The 19639-nt window shown below is 63.9% G+C and carries 14 protein-coding genes; 11 read left to right on the top strand and 3 right to left on the bottom strand.

Translation table 11 applies throughout. From position 1 onward, the window contains the following. Nucleotides 1-106: 106 nt before the first annotated feature. The 3 genes from tssC to tssA are packed head-to-tail and all read right to left on the bottom strand — an operon-like array spanning nt 107 to nt 3186. Nucleotides 107-1603, bottom strand: coding sequence for a type VI secretion system contractile sheath large subunit (gene tssC, locus AB7933_RS00315; protein WP_024078131.1), 1497 nt, complete (start codon nt 1601-1603; stop codon nt 107-109). Between the two features lie 2 nt (nt 1604-1605). Then, nucleotides 1606-2112, bottom strand: a complete 507-nt coding sequence (tssB, locus tag AB7933_RS00310; protein ID WP_003213340.1) for a type VI secretion system contractile sheath small subunit — start codon at nt 2110-2112, stop codon at nt 1606-1608. A 54-nt stretch (nt 2113-2166) separates the two neighbouring features. Then, nucleotides 2167-3186 (bottom strand): type VI secretion system protein TssA, encoded by a 1020-nt coding sequence (tssA, locus tag AB7933_RS00305; RefSeq protein ID WP_024078130.1) that lies wholly within the window; start codon nt 3184-3186, stop codon nt 2167-2169. Nucleotides 3187-3580: 394 nt separating this feature from the next. On the opposite strand from tssA, the gene tagH reads away from it, so the two are divergent. From tagH to AB7933_RS00250, 11 genes are read left to right on the top strand one after another with little or no spacing between them, the layout of a single operon-like run. Next, a complete protein-coding gene (gene tagH, locus AB7933_RS00300) occupies nt 3581-4936 on the top strand; it encodes a type VI secretion system-associated FHA domain protein TagH (protein ID WP_024078129.1) in 1356 nt (451 codons plus the stop codon). Nucleotides 4937-4987: 51 nt separating this feature from the next. Then, complete coding sequence (gene tssJ / locus AB7933_RS00295; RefSeq protein WP_024078128.1) at nt 4988-5497, top strand: type VI secretion system lipoprotein TssJ; 510 nt, start codon at nt 4988-4990, stop codon at nt 5495-5497. Between the two features lie 18 nt (nt 5498-5515). Continuing rightward, nucleotides 5516-6850 (top strand): type VI secretion system baseplate subunit TssK, encoded by a 1335-nt coding sequence (gene tssK, locus AB7933_RS00290; protein WP_024078127.1) that lies wholly within the window; start codon nt 5516-5518, stop codon nt 6848-6850. Between the two features lie 6 nt (nt 6851-6856). Then, entirely contained in the window at nt 6857-8146 is a 1290-nt protein-coding gene (locus tag AB7933_RS00285) for a DotU family type VI secretion system protein (protein WP_024078126.1), read from the top strand. Then, the gene (gene tssM / locus AB7933_RS00280) at nt 8143-11643 is read left to right on the top strand and encodes a type VI secretion system membrane subunit TssM (protein ID WP_024078125.1); all 3501 of its coding nucleotides are present in this window, start codon (nt 8143-8145) and stop codon (nt 11641-11643) included. The genes AB7933_RS00285 and tssM overlap by 4 nt, the downstream gene beginning before the upstream one ends. Further along, nucleotides 11640-12293: a type VI secretion system-associated protein TagF gene (gene tagF / locus AB7933_RS00275; protein ID WP_024078124.1), complete on the top strand. Its 654-nt coding sequence runs from the start codon at nt 11640-11642 to the stop codon at nt 12291-12293. Before tssM ends, tagF begins: the two co-directional genes overlap by 4 nt. Further along, on the top strand, nt 12294-13013 hold the full coding sequence (locus AB7933_RS00270) for a PP2C family protein-serine/threonine phosphatase (protein ID WP_024078123.1): 720 nt from the start codon (nt 12294-12296) through the stop codon (nt 13011-13013). It abuts the gene before it with no gap. Continuing rightward, nucleotides 13010-16021, top strand: coding sequence for a serine/threonine-protein kinase (locus tag AB7933_RS00265; protein ID WP_024078122.1), 3012 nt, complete (start codon nt 13010-13012; stop codon nt 16019-16021). Before AB7933_RS00270 ends, AB7933_RS00265 begins: the two co-directional genes overlap by 4 nt. Then, nucleotides 16021-16725, top strand: a complete 705-nt coding sequence (locus tag AB7933_RS00260) for an ABC transporter ATP-binding protein (RefSeq protein ID WP_024078121.1) — start codon at nt 16021-16023, stop codon at nt 16723-16725. Before AB7933_RS00265 ends, AB7933_RS00260 begins: the two co-directional genes overlap by 1 nt. Continuing rightward, nucleotides 16725-17909, top strand: coding sequence for an ABC transporter permease (locus tag AB7933_RS00255; RefSeq protein ID WP_024078120.1), 1185 nt, complete (start codon nt 16725-16727; stop codon nt 17907-17909). Before AB7933_RS00260 ends, AB7933_RS00255 begins: the two co-directional genes overlap by 1 nt. Beyond that, entirely contained in the window at nt 17902-19611 is a 1710-nt protein-coding gene (locus tag AB7933_RS00250; protein WP_024078119.1) for a formylglycine-generating enzyme family protein, read from the top strand. The genes AB7933_RS00255 and AB7933_RS00250 overlap by 8 nt, the downstream gene beginning before the upstream one ends. Nucleotides 19612-19639: the final 28 nt, after the last annotated feature.

The following is a 19639-nucleotide window of genomic DNA, read 5'->3' as shown; positions in this document are numbered from 1 at the left end:
TCGCGAAGGTCGTCAACGGTGACGCAGGCATCCTGGATGAACGCAGCGCCTTCAAGTTTTTCGCGAGCAAGCTCGCTCCTACAGGGAGCGAGCCAGTCCGGATTTTTTACGCGCTTTTTGCCGAAGGCAGCTTCGATACCAGGCGCAACGACACGGTCAGCCCTTCGAGCTGGTAGTGCGGGCGCAGGTAGAACTTGGAGTTGTAGTAACCCGGGTTGCCTTCGACGTCCTCCACGATCACTTCAGCGGCAGCGAGCGGGTGCTGGGCCTTGGTGGTTTCGGTGGAGTGCGCCGGGTCGCCGTCGACGTAGTTGAGGATCCAGTCCTGCAACCAGCGCTGCATCTCGTCCTTCTCTTTGAAGGAACCGATCTTGTCGCGCACGATGCACTTCAAGTAGTGAGCGAAACGGCAGGTGGCGAACAGGTACGGCAGGCGCGCGGCCAGGTTGGCGTTGGCGGTGGCGTCCGGGTCGTCGTATTCGGCCGGTTTCTGCAACGACTGCGCACCGATGAACGCGGCGAAGTCGGTGTTTTTCTTGTGCAGCAGCGGCATGAAACCGTTCTTCGCCAGTTCCGCTTCACGGCGGTCGCTGATGGCGATTTCGGTCGGGCACTTCATGTCCACGCCACCGTCATCGGTAGGGAACGTGTGGGCCGGCAGGTTTTCCACTTCACCGCCAGACTCCACGCCACGGATGCGCGAGCACCAGCCGTAGTGCTTGAACGAACGGTTGATGTTCACCGCCATCGCATAGGCCGCGTTGGCCCAGGTGTACTTGGAGCTGTCGGCGCCGTCGGTGTTTTCTTCGAAAGCGAAGGCTTCCACCGGGTCGGTCTTGGCGCCATACGGCAGGCGCGCCAGGAAGCGCGGCATGGTCAGGCCGATGTAGCGCGAGTCTTCCGATTCACGCAGCGAGCGCCAGCCGGCGTATTCCGGGGTGGTGAAGATCTTGGTCAGGTCGCGCGGGTTCGACAGTTCCTGCCACGAGCCCATGCCCATCACGGTCGGCGAAGCCGCAGCGATGAACGGGGCGTGCATGGCGGCGCAGACTTTCGACAGCTCGCCCAGCAGCTCGACATCGGGTGGCGACTGGTCGAAGTAGTAGTCGCCTACCAGGCAACCGTACGGTTCGCCGCCGAACTGGCCGTATTCTTCTTCGTACATCTTCTTGAAGATCGGGCTCTGGTCCCAGGCCGTGCCCTTGAATTTCTTCAGGGTCTTGTGCAGGTCCGGCTTGGAGATGTTGAGCACGCGAATCTTGAGCTGCTCATCGCTCTCGGTGTTGTTGACCAGGTAGTGCAGGCCACGCCAGGCGCTTTCCAACTGTTGGAAATCCGGGTGGTGGATGATCTGGTTGACCTGGGCGGTGAGCTTGGCGTCGATGGCGGCGATGATCGATTCGATCGACTTGATCGCGTCGTTGGACACCAGGTCGGTTTGCGCCAGGGCCTGTTCGGCCAGGGTGCGCACGGCGGTTTCCACGGCTTCGCGGGCACGCTCGGTCTTAGGCTTGAATTCCTGCATCAACAAGGATGCGAACTCGCTGGTTTCCTCAATTGCACCCAGGCTCTGGGCGCCTTCGCGGGCGGTATTGTCAGTCATGATTACTGCTCCCCTGCAGGCTTAGGCGCGCTGGCAAGTGCCTGAAGCAGTGCCGGGTCCTTGATCGCCTTCATGATGATTTCTTCAGCGCCAGTCTTGCCGTCCATGTAGGTCAGCAGGTTGGCCAGTTGGGTGCGGGCTTCGAGCAGTTGCTTGAGCGAGTCGACCTTGCGGGCCACGGCGGCCGGGCTGAAGTCGTCCATGCTTTCGAAGGTGATATCCAGGCTCAGGTTGCCTTCACCGGTCAGCTCGTTGGGTACGTGGAACGCCACGCGTGGCTGCATGGCCTTGAGGCGCGAGTCGAAGTTATCGACATCCACTTCAAGGAACTTGCGGTCGGCCACAGGCGCCAGAGGCTCGGCAGGCTTGCCGGCGAGGTCGGCCATCACACCCATCACGAAGGGCAGCTGGACCTTTTTCTCGGCGCCGTAGAGCTCGACGTCGTACTCGATCTGCACTCGAGGCGCGCGGTTGCGCGCGATGAATTTCTGAGAACTTTGCTTCGCCACGTTGCTGCTCCTGGTCGCTTGAGCGACGGTGTTGTTACTGCACAGCCGGGCGGTTTACTCGCCGTCCGGGCCGCGCAGGTTTTCAAATTGGGACATGCCATCGGGAATCAGGTTGCGCACGATGGCCGCGAAGTCGGCGTGCACCAGATGTTTGGCCCGGTTCAACAACACCGGCAGCGGGCTCGAAGGCTCGTGCCGGGTGTAGTACGCAAGGATCTTGTCGAGGCTGCGCAGCACGTCGTCGCGGTTGGCGATGTCGCCAGTGGGGCGAGGTGCGGCGGGGGCAGCGGCGAAATCGACCGAGGGGGCATTGTCGTCACTGACGGCCTCGGGTTCGCGGCTGCTTGTAGGGTCGGGTACGGCTTGGTTGAGTATTTGCAACGCCTGCTTGAGCGGCTGCTTCAGCAGGCTGAGGTCCACGCCCTGGGCTGAACCGACCTGGTCGCTGACCTGCTGCTCGATGGCTTCGCAAGCGGCGCGCGCCGTGCTCAAGGCGTCACGGGTGGCCTGCAGTTGTTCGGGATCGCTGTCGAGGAACGCGGCGTTGAGTTGCTGGGCGCCGAGTTGTTCATCGGGGAAATTCATCAGGCCGCTGGCGCTGAGCGCAGCGCGCAGGCTCACGGGGCCGAAGGTGCGCGAGCGCGTGAGGATGCTTTCGCGCAACAGACGAATGGTCGCGTCGCTGGTCAGGCCAGACAGGGCGTTGATGCGCACGGTGGGGTCGTTATCGTCGTCGGCATCCAGGTGCGGGTGCAGGTCGGCCCAGTATTCGCGCAGCAGCGCGTTGATCAGCGTGAGGACTTCAGCCAGCCCGGCCACGCCTTGCAGGGCGAGGGAGCTTTGCAGCAGGAAATGGGTGATGCGCAGGTCTTTGCTGCGTTGCAGCAAGTCAAGGCTTTGCTGCTGGATGCTGCGCCACTCCGGCGGTTCAGCGGGCAGGATCGAGTCGCCCATGCTGCGCTCGGGTTGGCCCTTGGCATCACGCTCCAATTGCAAAAATTGCGCGTCATATTCCATGTCTTCACCACACGGCGAAGTCGCGGAAACGGCGGTGAGCAGCAACGGCACATCCACTGAAATCGATCTCCCTATCAGCCCGTTAAATGGCGGGCAATTCATGCATTAGTTGCGCGAGGAACTTTGCATGTTTTCTTGGTCATATAAGTAAGATGCCACTAATGTGCCATCACTGGTATTCAAGAAGTTGTGCATTTTTGGTGTAGTACTTATGCCTTGTCAAGGTAAGCTATTCGCGCTCTGTGACAGATGTGCGGTGTTTAACAACCTGCGCGACTGGTGGGTCGAACGACGCACCGGAACAGGATTTTTGTCATGAAGGCCAGTTAAGATCAGCGATCATGCTGACAAAAGCAGGTTGTGGAAGGTCGATTGCACGACCTGATGGGGATCTCTCGGGAATCGCTGTCCCTTGGATCGACTGCGCGCGAAGTATCAGCAAGGAGGCAAGATGTCGCTGTGTTTGACTATCACTAGTTATCACAAGATTACCCCGGGGCAGTGCTCCGAAAAGTCCATGAACCAGGGCTCGATGGCTATCGGCCGCAGCTCGGATAATGACTGGGTATTGCCCGACCCTGAGCGCCTGGTGTCTTCGCAACACTGCGTTATTCAATACAAAGATGGCCGTTATTATTTAACCGATAACAGTACAAATGGTGTGGAGTTGGTTAACGCCGGTATTCGTATGCGCCGGGGTAATAGCGAGCCGCTGCAGGATGGCGAGTTGATCCGCATCGGCGATTACGAAATCCAGGCACGTATCGATTTCAACGTGCAGGCCGTCGATAGCCAGCCGTTTGCCGGTGATTCACCGAACAGTTTTGAGGCTTTGATGGGCGCCGTGGCGAACAAGCCCGCGCCGACGCCCGTGATTGCGCCGCAGTTCCACGGCGCTTCGTCGATGGACACCCTGCCCGACCTGTTCGACTTCCTCAGCCCCACCGCCGTACCGCCGCCCACCGTGCCGGACCACGTACCCTCCGAGCAACACGACTTCCGCCCACCTACGCCGGTCGCGGTGCCGGTGATCGAGAAGCCTGCGGTATCCGGCGCGGTGATTCCCGAAGACTGGGACCTGTTTGGCGATACGCCAGCGCCGTTGACCAGCGCGCCGCCGCCCGCGCCGACACCACCCCCCGTACCGACACCGCCGCCTGCACCGAGCGTGCCGTCGCCCCCCGTGGTCGAGCCCGTGCTCCCCGTGGCCGATACCCGGCAACCCGACCTCCTGCAAGCCTTCCTGCGTGGCGCGGGCCTGGATCAACTGCGCCTGGACAAGGCCGATGCCTGTGCGCAGATGGAAAGCATCGGCCGCAGCTACCGCCTGATGGTCGAGGGCTTGATCGACGTGTTGCGCGCCCGCGCCAGTCTCAAGGGCGAGTTCCGCATGCAGCAGACGATGATCCAACCCGCCGAAAACAATCCGTTGAAATTCGCACCGAACGCCGACGAAGCGTTACTGCTGCTGCTTCGCCATGGCAACCAAGCGTTTATGGCTCCGGATCTCGCCGTGCGCGACAGTTTCGACGATCTGCGCGCCCATCAGTTAGCGGTGATGGCGGGGGTGGAAGCGGCGATCAAACACCTGCTCGGCCGCTTCGAACCGGCACAACTGGAAGAACGCATGGGCAAACCCGGCGGGCTGTCGAGCCTTTTCAACGGTTCGCGCCAGGCCCAGTACTGGCAGCAATTCACCGAGCTCTACAGCAATATTTCCCGCGAGGCCCAGGAAGATTTCCAGGACCTGTTCGGCCGCGAATTCAGCCGAGCCTACGAAGAACACAGCGCACGCCAGCGTCGCTGAGCCGCAGCACATGGATTAACGGATAGCTAAGTACGTCATTGAGGACGCAGGATGATTCCCAGGTTTTTACTCGCAGTCGCTACCGCGCTGCTGCTGACCGCGTGTGCCAAGGACGCGGCCAAACCCGAAACAGCCGCTGAGGCTGAAGTGGACACCGCCGCCGTCGAGTTGCATTTCCACGCCATTGCCGGGCTTAACCCCGGCGCCAACGGCCAGGCCGCCCCGGTGCGGGTACGGATTTTCGAACTGAAGAACGCCGCCACCTTCGCCCGCTCCGATTACTTCGCCCTGGCTGACCGCGCGCAATCCACCCTCGGCCTGGACCTGCTGGACCAGGACGAAGTCATGGTGCAACCCGGCCAGCAACTGAGCATCCAGCGCGACCTCGACCCCTCCACGCGCCAGATCGGCTTGCTGGTGGGTTATCGCGAGCTGGACCGCGCGCAATGGCGCACGGTGATCAACGTGCCCGCGCGCCAATACACCGAATACCAGATCAGCCTCGATGTGCGTGCCGTGCGCGCCGACGTCGTGGCTACCCCATCCAGCCCTGCCCAATAAGAAGCAATCGGAGCCCCCATGTCCTGGAACAATCGCGTGGTCTGGTCGGAAGGCATGTTCATCGGAACGCAGCACTTCCAGCAGCATGACCGTTACCTGGAAAACCTGATCGACGCCCGCAGCCGTCCGCTGTCCGCCGGCGCCTGGGGCTTTTCCGAGTTGCTGATCGACCAGGGCCTGCTGGCCCAGGGCAAGCTGGCGATCGTGTCGGCACGCGGCCTGTTGCCCGACGGCACGCCGTTCAATATTCCCCAGGATGACCTCGCGCCGAGCCCGTTGAATATCGACGACAACCTGCGCGACGGCCTGGTCTACCTGGCCTTGCCCCTCAAGCGCGCGGGTGCCCGCGACACCGTCGACGACGGCGAAGACCTTGGCGCCGCGCGTTACGTGAGCCAGGTGCGCGAAGTGCGCGACGACAACGCCCCGTTCGAGAACCGCGCCCCAGTGGCCGTTGGCTCCCGTGCCTTGCGCCTGCTGACCGCGCAGGATGGCATCAGCGATTACGCCGCCATCGGCCTGGTGCGCATCAAGGAAAAACGCGCCGACCGCGCGCTGGTCCTCGACGACACTTATATCCCGCCGGTATTGGACGTGGCCGCGAGCAAACCGCTGAGCGCATTTCGCAGTGAACTGCTTGGCCTGCTGCACCAGCGTGGCGAAGCCCTGGCGGGCCGTGTGGTGGCCTCGGGTGCCGGTGGGGCGTCGGAGATTGCCGACTTCATGCTGTTGCAACTGGTCAACCGTGCCCAACCGCTGATCCAGCATTTCAACCAGTTGAGCCCGCTGCATCCGGAGCGCTTCTTCAGCGAACTGGTCAGCCTGGCCGGTGAGTTTTCCACCTTTTCCACCAGCGGCCGTCGCCCCCAGGAATACCCGCAGTACCAGCACGACGACCTGGCCCTGAGCTTCGCCCCGGTGATGGCGGCGCTGCGCGAAGCGTTGTCGATGCTGATCGACAGCAAGGCCACGCCGATCCCGATCGTGGAGAAAGCCTATGGCATCCACGTGGCGATGCTGGCCGACAAGACCCTGCTCGACAGCGCCAGCTTCATTCTCGTGGTGCGTGCCGATGTGCCTGGTGAAACCCTGCGCGCGCGCTTCGGCCAGCAGAGCAAGGTCGGCTCGGTGGAGCACATCCGTGACCTGGTCAACCTGCAACTGCCGGGCATCAGCCTGCTGCCGTTGCCGGTGGCGCCACGTCAGATTCCCTACCACGCGGGCAGTACCTATTACGAGCTGGACCGTGGCAGCGAGCACTGGCAGCAGTTGGGCAACTCCGGCGGTTTCGCCTTCCATATCGCCGGGCAGTTCCCGGGTTTGAACCTGGCCTTCTGGGCGATCCGAGGATAATTCGCGATGCATCCCAATGATGATGACCGCACCCAGTTCATGCCGCGCCCGGGTGGCCGTGCGCCGGAACCTGTGCGTGCAGAGCCGGCGCCGCTGTCGATGCCGGCGGCACCGATCCTGACCGGCAAAAGCCAGGGGCTTAACCCGCTGGAAAGCGCCGCCGGCCCGCTATTGGCGTTGCTGACACGCCTGCGCAACACCATTGCCCACCCCGCACCGGCCAGCTTGCGTGCGCAACTGCTGGCCTACCTGCGCCAGTTCGAAGAACGTGCGGAAGCGGCCGGTGTGGCACGCAATGAAGTGCTGCTGGCGCGGTATGCGCTCTGCACCGCCCTCGATGAAGCGGTGTTGAGCACGCCGTGGGGCAGCACCAGCGACTGGGGCAAGCAGAGCCTGTTGATCACCGTGCATAACGAAGCCTGGGGCGGCGAAAAAGTCTTCCAGTTGCTCGACCACTGCCTGCAAAGCCCGCGCGAGCGCCTGTACCTGCTGGAATTGTTGTACCTGTGCATGTGCCTCGGGTTCGAGGGCCGCTACCGCGTGATCAACGACGGTCGCAGCCAGTTGGAAGCCCTGCGTGAGCGCACCGCTGCGGCGATTCGCAGTGCCCGTGGCGACCACGAACGCGAGTTATCGCCGCACTGGCGCGGCGTCAGCGTCGCGCGGGATCGCCTGGCGCAGTTCATGCCGCCATGGATCGCGGTGGCTATCGGCCTGGCGCTGCTGCTGGCGTTGCTGTTCGGCTTGCGCATGAAGCTGGCATCGGACGCCGAGCCGGTGTTCAAGAACATTCATGCCTTGGGCGAGATCCCGGTGCAGGCCATCGACCGTCCGGTGGCGCAGCCCAAAGTCATCGAGCGGCCACGCCTGGCCGGCTTCCTGGCGGAGGACATCAAGGCGGGTCGTGTGGCAGTAGAAGATCAGGTCGACCGTTCAGTCGTGACCATTCGTGGCGACGAACTCTTTGCGTCCGCCAGCTCCAGCATCGTCGATGACTACCAGCCGCTGATGCTGCGCATCGCCGACGCCATTCGCAAGGTCAAGGGCCAGGTGCGTGTCACCGGGCACAGCGACAACCGCCCGATTGCCACGCTGCGCTTCCCGTCCAACTGGGCGCTGTCCGAAGCGCGGGCCAAGTCGGTGCTGGACATCCTGGCAGCCAAGACCGGCCAAGGCGACCGCTTCAGCGCCGAAGGCCGCAGCGACACCGAGCCGGTGGCCACCAACGCCACCGCCGAAGGCCGTGCCCGCAATCGCCGGGTTGAAATCACCGTATTGGCGGAGGGCGTCGAGTGAAGGCGTTTTTCAGTTTCATGATTCGCTGGGTGATCCCCGTACTGGGCCTGATCGCCCTGAGCCTGATCATCTGGTTTGTGGGGCCGCTGCTCGATGGGCTGGTTCCGGAAGGGCGGCGCTGGGCGCTGATCGTGCTGATCTTTGCGGTGTGGATTGCCTATCGGGTGTTCCGCATCATCCAGGCGCGCCGTCAGGCGGCCGAAGTGATGCGCAGCCTGGCGGCGGAAACCCCGGCCGACCCCAACAGCGTGGCCACCGCCGAAGAATTGTCGAGCTTGCGCCAGCGCATGGACGAAGCCTTGGCCCTGTTGAAAAAGGCCAAGCTTGGTGGTGACGAACGCCGCAATCTCTATGAGCTGCCGTGGTACGTGATCATCGGCCCGCCAGGCTCGGGCAAGACCACTGCGCTGGTCAATTCCGGGCTGCATTTCCCGCTGGCCGCGCAACTGGGCGCCGGTGCGGTGCGTGGTGTCGGCGGCACGCGCAATTGCGACTGGTGGTTTACCGACCAGGCGGTATTGCTCGACACCGCAGGCCGCTATACCACCCAGGACAGCAATTCCACGGTGGATAAAGCCGCCTGGCTGGGCTTTCTCGACCTGCTGAAAAAGCAGCGCTCGCGTCGCCCGATCGATGGTGCCTTTATCGCTATCAGCCTCTCGGACCTGCTGCTGGGTACCGACGCCGAACGCGCCGCCCATGCGGCGGCGATCCGCCTGCGTATCCAGGAGCTGTACACCCAATTGGGCGTGCGTTTCCCGATCTACCTGATGCTGACCAAGCTCGACCTGGTGCCGGGCTTCATGGAGTTCTTCGACAACCTGAGCAAGGAAGAACGCGCCCAGGTGTGGGGCATGACCTTTGCCCTGGATGACGGCAAGAACAGCGACAGCCCGCTGGCCCACCTGCAAAGCGAATTCGCCGGCCTGGAACAGCGCCTCAACGAACGCCTGGTGGAGCGCCTGCAACAGGAGCGCGACCCGGCGCGGCGCGACCTGATCTACGGTTTCCCGCAACAGTTCGGCGCCCTGAAGGATTGCCTGCAAAGCTTCCTCGAAGGCGTATTCAAGCCCAACGCCTTTGAAGAACGCGTGTTGCTGCGCGGGGTGTACTTCACCAGCGGTACCCAGGAAGGCAGCCCAATTGACCGCCTGATTGGCGCCATGGCCCAGAGCATGAACCTGGACCGCCAGCACCTGGCGCGCCAGAGCGGTACCGGGCGCAGTTACTTCATCGAAAAACTCTTCACCGCCGTGGCTTTTGCCGAACGTGGACTGGTGGGTGTGAACCCGAAAGTTGAGCGCCGGCGCAAGTGGATCGCACGCGGTGTGCTCGCGGCCACCGTGGCCTTGGTGATCGTGGTCAGCAGCTTGTGGTGGGTGAGTTATCGCGCCAACCAGGCGTATATCGCCCAGGTCGACCAGAAGGTCGCGCCCCTGGGCCAGACCGTCCAGAACCTCAGCCCGGCGCAGCGCGAAGTGCTGGCCGTGCTACCGCTGCTCAATGCGGTGAAGAACCTGGCAGGCGATTCGCCCAGCTGGTCCGAGGGCCTTGGGCTGTATCAAGGCGACATGCTGGAAGCCGAGTCCGCCAGCGTCTACCGCAAGCTGCTGATCGCGGTCTTCGCGCCACGCCTGGTGACGCGTATCGAAGAGCAACTGCACGGCGGCGGCAATTCCGACTTCCTTTACGAGGGCCTCAAGGCCTACCTGATGCTCGCCGACACCGAGCATTACGACCCGGACTTCATCAAGGCCTGGATCGCCCTCGATTGGGACCGCAACCTGCCCCGTGACCTGCCCGCCGATCAGCGCCAGGCGTTGGCCGGGCACCTGCAGGCGTTGTTCGAACGGCACCCGCCGAGCGCACGCCTCGATCCGCGTTTGATCGACGACCTGCGTCGCCAGTTGCAACAACTGCCGGTGGCCCAGCGTGTCTACGACCGGGTCAAACGTCAGAAATTGCCTGAAGGCATCCCGGACTTCCGCATCAACGAAGCCGCCGGCCGTGATGCTGCGCTGGTGTTCAGCCGCAAAAGTGGCAAGCCGCTGGGTGAGCCGCTGAGTGGTTTCTTTACCGCCAAGGGCTATCGCCAGGCGTTCCTGCTGAGCAGCCTGAACCAGACCGGTACCCTGGCCGAAGAGCAATGGGTACTGGGCCGTGAGCAGGCCGATCAGCAGAACGTGGTCAGCCTGGCCGCCGATGTGCGTCGCCTGTACTTCCAGGACTACCAGCGCCAGTGGGACGCGTTGCTCGCCGACATCGACTTTGTACCGATCACCAGCGTGGCCCAGGCAGCCGATGTGCTGCGGGTGATTTCCGGACCCACCTCGCCGCTGAAAAAACTGCTGGTGGCGGTGGCCAAGGAAACCGACCTGCAAGCGGAAGAGCGCCAATTGGCCGCCAAGGGTGTACCGGTGGAAGGTGGGGTGGACAAGCTCAAGGAGCGCCTGGGCAGCCTGCTCGGCCAGGAGCAACCGACCGCGAATGCCCCGGCCGCCGCGGATGATCCGGTGACCGCACACTTCGCCGAACTCAACAGCATCGTCAGCAAGAACGAAGGCGAACCGGCTGCCATCGACGGCCTGTTGTCGGACATGAATGCGCTATATGTGCAGGTCAGCGCCATGGTCGGTGCCAGCGGCGACGCCTTGCTGGGTGAGGCGAAGAACCAGGCGGCGGCTGCGGCCACGCGGGTCAGCCTGAATGCCGAGCGCCAGCCACCTTTGGTGCAAGGCATGGTCAAGTCGGTGGTCAACTCCACCACCAACAGCATGATGGGCGGTGTGCGTAACCAACTGAACGCGGCCTGGGTCAGCGAAGTGGTCAACGTGTATCGTCAGTCCCTGGCAGGGCGCTACCCGATGTCGCCGGGCAGTACGCGTGACGCCACCCTGGATGACTTCGGGCAGTTCTTTGGCGTGGGCGGGGTGATGGACAATTACTTCCGCAAGTACCTGCAGCCGTATGTGGACACCTCGGCGCAGACCTGGCGCTGGCAGCCGGGCGCGGCGCAGAAGCTCGGGATTGCACCGGGCGTGCTGCAAACCTTCCAGCGTGCCGCGACGATCCGCGATGCGTTCTTCCGCTCCGGGGGTACCCAACCCATCGTGCGCTTCGAACTCAAGCCAGTGTCGATGGACCCGAGCATTACCCAGTTCCTGCTTGACCTTGACGGCCAGCAACTGAGCTACGACCACGGCCCGAGCCGCCCGGTGGCGATGCAATGGCCAAACCCCGGCAGCATTGGTGTGGTGCGAATTTCCATCATGCCGCCGTCGGCCAGTGGCCGCTCCGGTGTGACCCTGGATGGCCCGTGGGCTTGGTTCCGCCTGTTGGAGCAATCGGACCTTACCGCCGGCAACTCGCCTGATCGCTTTAACCTGCGCCTGCGTGTGGATGGGGCGAGCATCGCCTACGAGTTGCGCGCCAACAGCGCCTTCAATCCGTTCAAGAGTCGCGTGCTCAGCGGCTTCAGCCTGCCGGAGCGGTTATGACGACGCTGGGTTTCTACGGCAAGTTGGCCAGTCGTGGGGACTTTGTCAGCCGCGCCTTGCCCCAGAGCTTTATTGGCCCATGGGACAGCTGGTTGGCGGCGGGTTTGCTCGCCAGCCAGCAGAGCCTGGGCGCCGAGTGGCTCAACGTGTACCTGGTCAGCCCGCTGTGGCGCTTTGTGTTGGCGCCGGGTGTGTGCGGACCGAACGCGGCGGCGGGCGTGGTGATGCCGAGCATCGATCGGGTGGGGCGGTATTTCCCGCTGGCGGTGGTGGCCTTGCTCGATCACGACACCAACCCGGCTTCTCTGGTGGGCGGTCCGGACACCTGGTTCGAACAGGCCGAAGAGCTGTTGCTCGGCACCCTCGACGCCGACGCTACCTTTGAACGCTTCAACGATGGCCTCGACAGCTTGGGCTTGCCGGCGATTGAGCCGCGAGCGGTCGACAGCCGTTTCGCCGGCCTGCAACGTGTGGCCGCCACCGAGCCCCACCAGCGCATGACCGCGCTCGCCGAACAGGCCTGCGACGGTGCCAGCCTGTGGTGGGGCCGTGGTTCGCAGACGATTTCCCCTGGTTTATTGCGGTGTCAGGGCCTGCCCGCCACCGGCGATTTTGCGCAGTTTTTGCTCGGACAAGAGGGTGTGATGTAGATGGGGGCGACGTATGTATCCGCGAGCAAAAGCCATGTGGGCATGGTCCGCCAGGTCAACGAAGACGCCTGCCTGGACCTGCCGGAAAACCGCCTGTGGGTGGTGGCCGACGGTATGGGCGGGCATGCGGCGGGGGATTACGTCAGCAGCCTGATCGTCGACAGCTTGCGCAGCGTGCCGTTGGGTCGGTCCCTCGAGGAATACTCGGCGGCCTTGCGCAATGACCTGCTCCGTATCAATGCCGCCGTGCGTGAAGAAACCGCCAACCGTGGTGTGACCATGATGGGCAGCACCGTGGTGGTGCTCGCCGCCCGCGGCTTGCGCGGTGTGTGCCTGTGGGCTGGCGACAGTCGCCTGTACCGCCTGCGCGACGGCGTGCTCGAAGGTATCTCCCGCGACCACAGCTACGTGCAGGACCTGCAAGACAGCGGCCTGCTCAGCGAAGCCGACGCGCGCGTGCATCCGCGCGCCAACATCGTCACCCGCGCCATTGGCGTAGAGGCCCAGTTGGAACTGGCGGTGGTCGACCTGTTGATCGCCCCGGGTGACAGCTACCTGCTGTGCAGCGATGGCCTGAACAAGACCGTCGAAGACCATGAGATCCGCGAAGTGCTCAGCCACGACGCGCCGGACGAAATCGTGCGCAGCCTGGTGCACCTGGGGCTTAACCGCGGCGCGCCGGACAACATCACCGCCATCGTCGTGAAGGTATCGGCATGAACATTGTGATTCCGGGCTACGACATCGAAGGCGAGATCGGCGAAGGCGCCATGGCCAGCGTGTACCTGGCGACCCAGCGCTCGCTGGAGCGCAAGGTGGCGTTGAAAGTGATGGCGGCGGCGCTGGCGGCCGACCCGAGTTTCTGCGAACGCTTCCTGCGCGAGGGCAAGACCCTGGCGCGCTTGTCGCACCCGCATACGGTGACCATCCATGACATCGGCAATGTCGGTGAGCTGTATTACATGGCCATGGAGTACCTGCCCAACGGCACGCTCAAGGAGCGCATCGCCGCGGGCCTGACGCCAGAGCAGGGCGTGACGTTGATTCGCCAGATTGCCTCGGCGCTGGGCTATGCGCATGCCCAGGGGTTGGTGCACCGCGACGTCAAGCCGGCGAACATCCTGTTCCGTGCTGACGGCACTGCGGTGTTGTCGGACTTCGGTATCGCCAAGTCCCTGGACGACCGTACCCAGTTCACCCAGGCCGGGTTTGCGGTGGGCACGCCGAGCTACATGAGCCCGGAGCAGGCACGGGGCCAGGAGATCGATGGCCGTGCCGACCTCTACGCCCTGGGCGTGGTGCTGTATGAAATCCTCGTCGGCAAGCTGCCGTATAACGGCACCGATGCGCTGTCCACGGCGCTGGCGCACCTGACCGAACCCTTGCCGGAGTTGCCGGTGCACCATGGCCGTTATCAGGGCGTGCTGCGCAAGCTGTTGGCCAAGGACCCGGCGGAGCGTTTCCCGGATGCGGCGGCGTTGTTGGCGGCACTGGACCGGCTGCCGGCGGACTCGCCAGAGGCCACGCTGGTGCGGCCGTTGCCGATCCCGCTGAGTTTTGATCTGGCGGGCATGACACCGGTCACCATCGACATCCCGACCGATAAACCCCAGCCGCAACCGGTGCGCCAGCCGGTGGTGACACCGACCCAGCATAACGCCGTGTCCGAGCAGCGCCGTGGGCCGGTGTTGGCACTGGCCGCCGTGGCGGTGGCCGTGGCATTGGCCATTGGTGGCGGCAGCTACTGGTGGTTGAGCGGCCGTGATGAACCGGCCAAGCCGCCGGTTGCCGTCGTGCCGCAGGCCAAGCCGCCTGCGGCGGTAGCCGAAGTGCCACAAGCAACGCCACCCGTGGCGGTGGCTGAAGTGGATGGCGGCCAACGTCCGTTGTTGATGGCCGGCAAGAAGACCCTGTTCCAGCGCGTCCTCAGCAAGCCCGGCGCCAAACTGTCGAATGAGGCCGGCAGCACGTCGGGCAAGGCCCTGCCGGCGTTCTCCGTGCTCTACGTGTATCAGCGTAAGGACGTCGACGGCAGCCCGTGGGTTCGTGTCGGCGCCGCCACCGATGGCCGCAGCGACGGTTGGTTGCCCGCCGCCCAGGTCAGCGACTGGAAGCAAAGCCTGGTGCTCAAGTTCACCGAACGCTCCGGCCGGGCGCCGGTGATGTTCCTGCGCCAATCCGCGGAAGTGGAAAAGCTGCTGGCTGATCCTGCCGCGGCCAAAGGCGTGTTGGCCAAGGCGCAGAAAAACAGCGAAGACAACGGCCAGGTCCTGGCCTTGGAGCCGGCTGCCAGTGCGGTGCCGCAGAACCAGTTCTACCTGTTGCCGATCTTCGACTCCAAAGAGAGCTTCGACGAAAACGGCCAGCCGGTGCAGTTGCTGAATGTCGCGTCCATCGACCCTGGCGGCAGCGCGGCCGCCAAGCCTGCAACGCCGGTGATGAGCGCCAATGCCGACGCCTTCCGCACCGCCGTGGTGCTGGTGGTCGATACCACCGTTTCCATGCAGCCCTATATCGACCAGGTTCGCGACGTGGTGCACGAACTGCAAACCCGCATTGCCGAGCGTGGCGAACTGGACAGTGTCAGCTTCGGCCTGGTCGGTTTTCGCAACAGCATCAAGAAAACCCCGGGCCTGGAATACGTGGCCAAGACCCTGATCAGCCTTGACCAGGGCCGCGACCCGCAACGCTTCCTCGACATGGCGCGCCAGGTCAAGGCGTCCACGGTGTCCAGCCATTCCTTCAACGAAGATGCGTTTGCCGGGGTGATGCAGGCCGTGGAAGGCATGGACTGGTCCGGCTATGGCGGGCGGATCATCCTGCTGGTCACCGACGCTGGCGCCCTGCGCAAGAACGACCCGTTCGCCGCCACTCAGATGAACGAAGCCGAAGTGCGCCAGGCCGCGCTGGGCAAGCAGATCAAGATCTACGCCCTGCACCTGCGCACCGACGCTGGCAAGAAAACCCACGCCGGCGCCGAGAGCCAATACCGTGTCCTCACCGCCGACGCCAACCCACAGATCGGCGACCTGTACACGCCGGTACCGGGGGGGGATGTGCGCAAGTTGGGTGAGCGGGTCGATGAGATCGGCACGGTGTTCGCCAACCTAGTGCACCAAGTGCGCAGCAACACGCCGCAGCCGGTGCCGTTGCTGAGTGGCGCGCCGAGCCTGGCGGATAAATCCGCGGCGGTCGGCTATGCCATGCACATGGACTTCCTCGGCCGCAAAGCCGCGAGCCAGGCGCCGCAACTGGTCAGCGCCTGGACCGCCGACCGCGACCTGACCAACCCGGCACTGCCGGCGTTCCAGGTGTGTGTGATGTTGACCAAATTGCAGCTCAATGACCTGCAACAGTCGTTGAAACTGATCGTCGATGCCGCGCGCAAAACCCAGACTTCACCCAAGGACTTCTTCCAGGAAATCGCCAGCGCCTCAGCCTATATGAGCCGCGACCCGCAAGCCCTGCGCAAGGGCGGCAACCTGGCCGATGGCGGGATCCTCGGCGAGTACCTGGAAGGCCTGCCGTACCGCAGCAAGTCGCTGAACATGACCCAGGATTTGTGGTTGTCGTTGAGCGTGGCCGAGCAGGAAGACTTTATCGACGAGCTGGATTCGAAGATCCGCCTCTACGAAACCTTCCACAATGACGTGGCCAACTGGGTTCGTTTCGGCGACGCCGAGCCGGGCGATGCGTTGTACCGCGTACCCTTGTCGACGCTGCCGTAATGCTGAACCTGAGTGCGGTGCACAAGAGCCGGGGTGTCGGCAGCCAGCGTTACAGCCTGGTGATCCCGGCACTGCACCTGCGTGCCGGGGAGCAGTTGGCGATTGTCGGGCCGAGCGGGTGTGGCAAGAGCACCTTGCTGGATCTGCTGGCGCTGGTATTGGCGCCTGATCAGGTGGGCCGGTTCGAATTCAATCAGCAGGACATTGGCGGGCTGTGGCGTGCCGATCAGCAATCCACCCTGGCCGCGCTGCGCAGCCAACACCTGGGCTATGTGCTGCAAACCGGCGGGCTGCTGGGCTTTCTGGATGTACGCAGCAATATCGCGCTGTCGCGGCAACTGCTGGGGTTGAAGGACGATGGCAGCGTGGCGCGCCTGGCTGAACAGCTGGAGATCAGCGACCAGTTGGCCAAGAAGCCGGCGGCCCTGTCAGTGGGCCAGCGCCAACGCGTGAGCTGCGCGCGCGCTTTGGCCCATGCGCCGCAGTTGGTGCTGGCTGATGAACCCACCGCGTCCCTTGACCCATTGAATGCCGAACGCGTCATGCAGGCGCTGCTGGCCCAGGCCTGCGAGCATCGCGCCGCCTGTGTGATCGCCACCCATGACGAACCCCTGGCCCGCGCCAGCGGCTTGCAGGTGCGGCGCATCAGCTGTCGCCGCGACGCCGACGGCGGCGTCACCGCGACCCTCGGGGAGGCGTGCTGATGCGTATCCCTCTGGTGGCGTCCCTGGCCTGGCAGGATTACCGCAACGATGCCTGGCTGTCGGCCTGCTCGGTGTTGGCGCTGGTGGCGGTGATCGCGCCGTTGCTGGTGTTATTCGGCCTGAAATTTGGACTGGTTAGCAGTTTGACCGAACGTTTGGAGACCGATCCGGCCACCCGTGAAATTATTCCGTTGGGCGGTGGTCGATTCAGCAGCGCATTTGTCGAACAGCTCGGCCAGCGCAGCGATGTGGCGTTCGCCTTACCACGCACGCGGCAGATTGCGGCGACGGCGCAGGTCGGCACGCTGACCTTGGAAATGCTGCCGACCGCTGCGAGTGACCCGTTGTTGAGCGGCCTGCCGATGCCCAAGGGCCTGGACCAGATCGTGCTGAGCCACACCGCTGCCGAGAAGCTCGCGGCACGGCCGGGGGATTGGTTGGAGACCAGTTTTGCGCGGCAAGTGGCGGGACGTGTAGAAGCCCAGCGCACACGCTTGCAGGTACTGGCGGTGCTGCCGCTGGAAGCCTTCGCGCGTGATGGGTTGTTTGCCGATTTGAGATTGCTGGAAGCGGCGGAAGATTACCGCGATGGCCGTGCGGTACCGGCGTTGGGTTGGGCCGGTGATGAGGTGGCTGTGAGCGAGCAGCGGGTATACCCGGCATTTCGCCTGTATGCGCGCAGCCTCACCGATGTGGAACCGCTGCGGGTGTATTTCGCCGCGCAGAATCTGTTGGTGTCGACCCAGGCGCAGACCATCGCCCAGGTGCAGTCGTTGAGCCGCAACCTGTCGATCGTGTTCTGGATCATCGCCGGGTTGGCCTTGGCGGGGGCGTTTGCGGCGATCTTCGCCGGGGCGCTGGCCGCCGTGGCGCGCAAGCGCCGGGAATTGTCGGTGTTGCGCCTGTTGGGTTTTTCCACCGGCGCACTGTTGCTGTTTGTGGTGGTGCAGGCGCTGTACAGCGCAGGGTTTGCCGCCTTGCTCAGTGCCGGGCTGTATGGCCTGGCCGAGACAGCGGTGAATAAGTTATTCGTGCAGGTGCCGGGCGAATACGCCAGCCACCTGCTGGCGCGTCACTACGGCCTGGCCCTGGTTGCAGTCCTCGGCGTCAGCGCCGTGGCGGCGGCCTGTGGCGGTTGGCGAGTGGCGCGTATCCAGGCTTCTGAAGGAATCAGAGATGTATAAGTTACTGGGCGCCTGTGTGGCGCTGACCTTGGCTTCGATGGCCTGGGCCGATGAAGCGAGTGACAAGCTCGACAACCCCAAGCCGTTGCCCGACGACGTCAGCCTGCCGTTGCCGTGCGAAGGCAATATGGTGTTCCGCTACGCCTACGTATTGGCCCAGGGCACCCTGGACGACCGCGAGATCAGCCTTGGTTACCCGTTTGCCGAAGGCGAGGCGGGCTATCAGCAGTCGTTTATCTCCGGCTATCGCCGCGACTTCATCAACGGCCAATTCACCCTCAAGGACTTGCCGAAAGACTGGAACAAGGTCATCGCACCGTTGATGCCCAAGACCGACGCCAAGACCCCGCTCAAGCCGATGCTGTACTTCATCGGCAAGTACGAAGTGACCGCGCGCCAATACGCTCAGGTGATGTCCCAGGCGCAGTCGCTGGCCAGTGGCGAGCCCGCGCCGGCCTGCGATGCGCCCACCGGCATGGCCGCGCGTTTGCCCAAGGTGAAACTGTCGCGCTTTGAGGCCGAGCGTTTCTCGGCGGTGTACAGCGCCTGGCTGATGAAATACCACCGCGACTTGCTGCCGGTCAGCGGGCGCGGTTCGTCGGCAGAAGAGGGCGGCCTGGGCTTTGTGCGCCTGCCTACCGAAGTGGAATGGGAGTTCGCGGCCCGCGGTGGCCATGCGGTCAGCCGCCAGGACCTGGAAGGGCGCCTGTTCCCGCGTCGCGTCGAAGGCAGCGAGAGCGACGGCCCGCTCGGCGATTACGCGGTGTTCAACCAGGTCGCCGGTGGCACCGGCCAGGCCGCGCGCCTGATGCCCATCGGCACCAAATTGCCCAACCCGATCGGCATGTTCGACGTGATCGGTAACGCTGCGGAAATGGTCCAGGAATCTTTCCAACTGGTACACGCCGGACGCCGCCAGGGCACCTACGGCGGCTTTGTGGTCAAGGGCGGCAACTACCTGGAAGGCGAGGGCACGCTGTTTACCGGCATGCGCCGCGAATACCCGTTGTTCGCCGCCGACGGCACCGAGCAAAGCAATGAGACCACCGGTTTCCGCGTGGCGATTGGTGCGTTGTCGGCACCGCGCTCACGCTACAAGGAGTTGTTCGCCCAGTGGCAGAAAGAGGGCCGCCTGGCCTCGTTGACCGACGCCATTGACGATGCCCAGGACCCGACCAAGCGCCTGGACAGCATCATCGCCGCCAGCGTCGACCCCAAGTTGCAGGCCGAGCTTGGGCTGGTCAACGAAGAGCTCAAGCGCAATGTCTCGCTGATCGCCCAGCAACGCGAAGAGGCGGCGGGCAACCTGATTCAGTCGGCGGCATTGGTGGCCGAGACCATCAGCAACTACAACATCCGCCTGGCCAACCTGCAGAAGAGTCGCCAGCAGGCCCTGGACAATAAGGACGAGGCCAGCGCGGCGCTGTTTGCCACGGCCATCGACAACGGGCGCAGCGCCCTCGATGGCGCGGTGGCGATCTATATCGACAACCTGGCCACCGGCACGCGCTACACCGACGCGGTGATCCAGGCGCAGTTTCAACGCATCAAGGAAGAGTTGGATCGCAAGCCAGTGCTCGGCAAGAGCCTGGTGACGCGCGCGACACTGTTCGTCCGCCATGTCGGCAACTACCGCAAGCAACAGCGGGCCGACCCGGCGACGATCTTGAAGGAATTGCTCGCAGCGAGCGGTCAGCGATGATCGCTGGCTGTATGGCGAGCTTGGAAGG

It is taken from the genome of Pseudomonas gorinensis, assembly GCF_042015035.1.
In the GTDB taxonomy this organism is placed as follows: Bacteria; Pseudomonadota; Gammaproteobacteria; order Pseudomonadales; family Pseudomonadaceae; genus Aquipseudomonas; species Aquipseudomonas gorinensis.
Note: the sequence above shows the minus strand (reverse complement) of the source record. Positions and strands in the feature narration are given on the sequence as shown.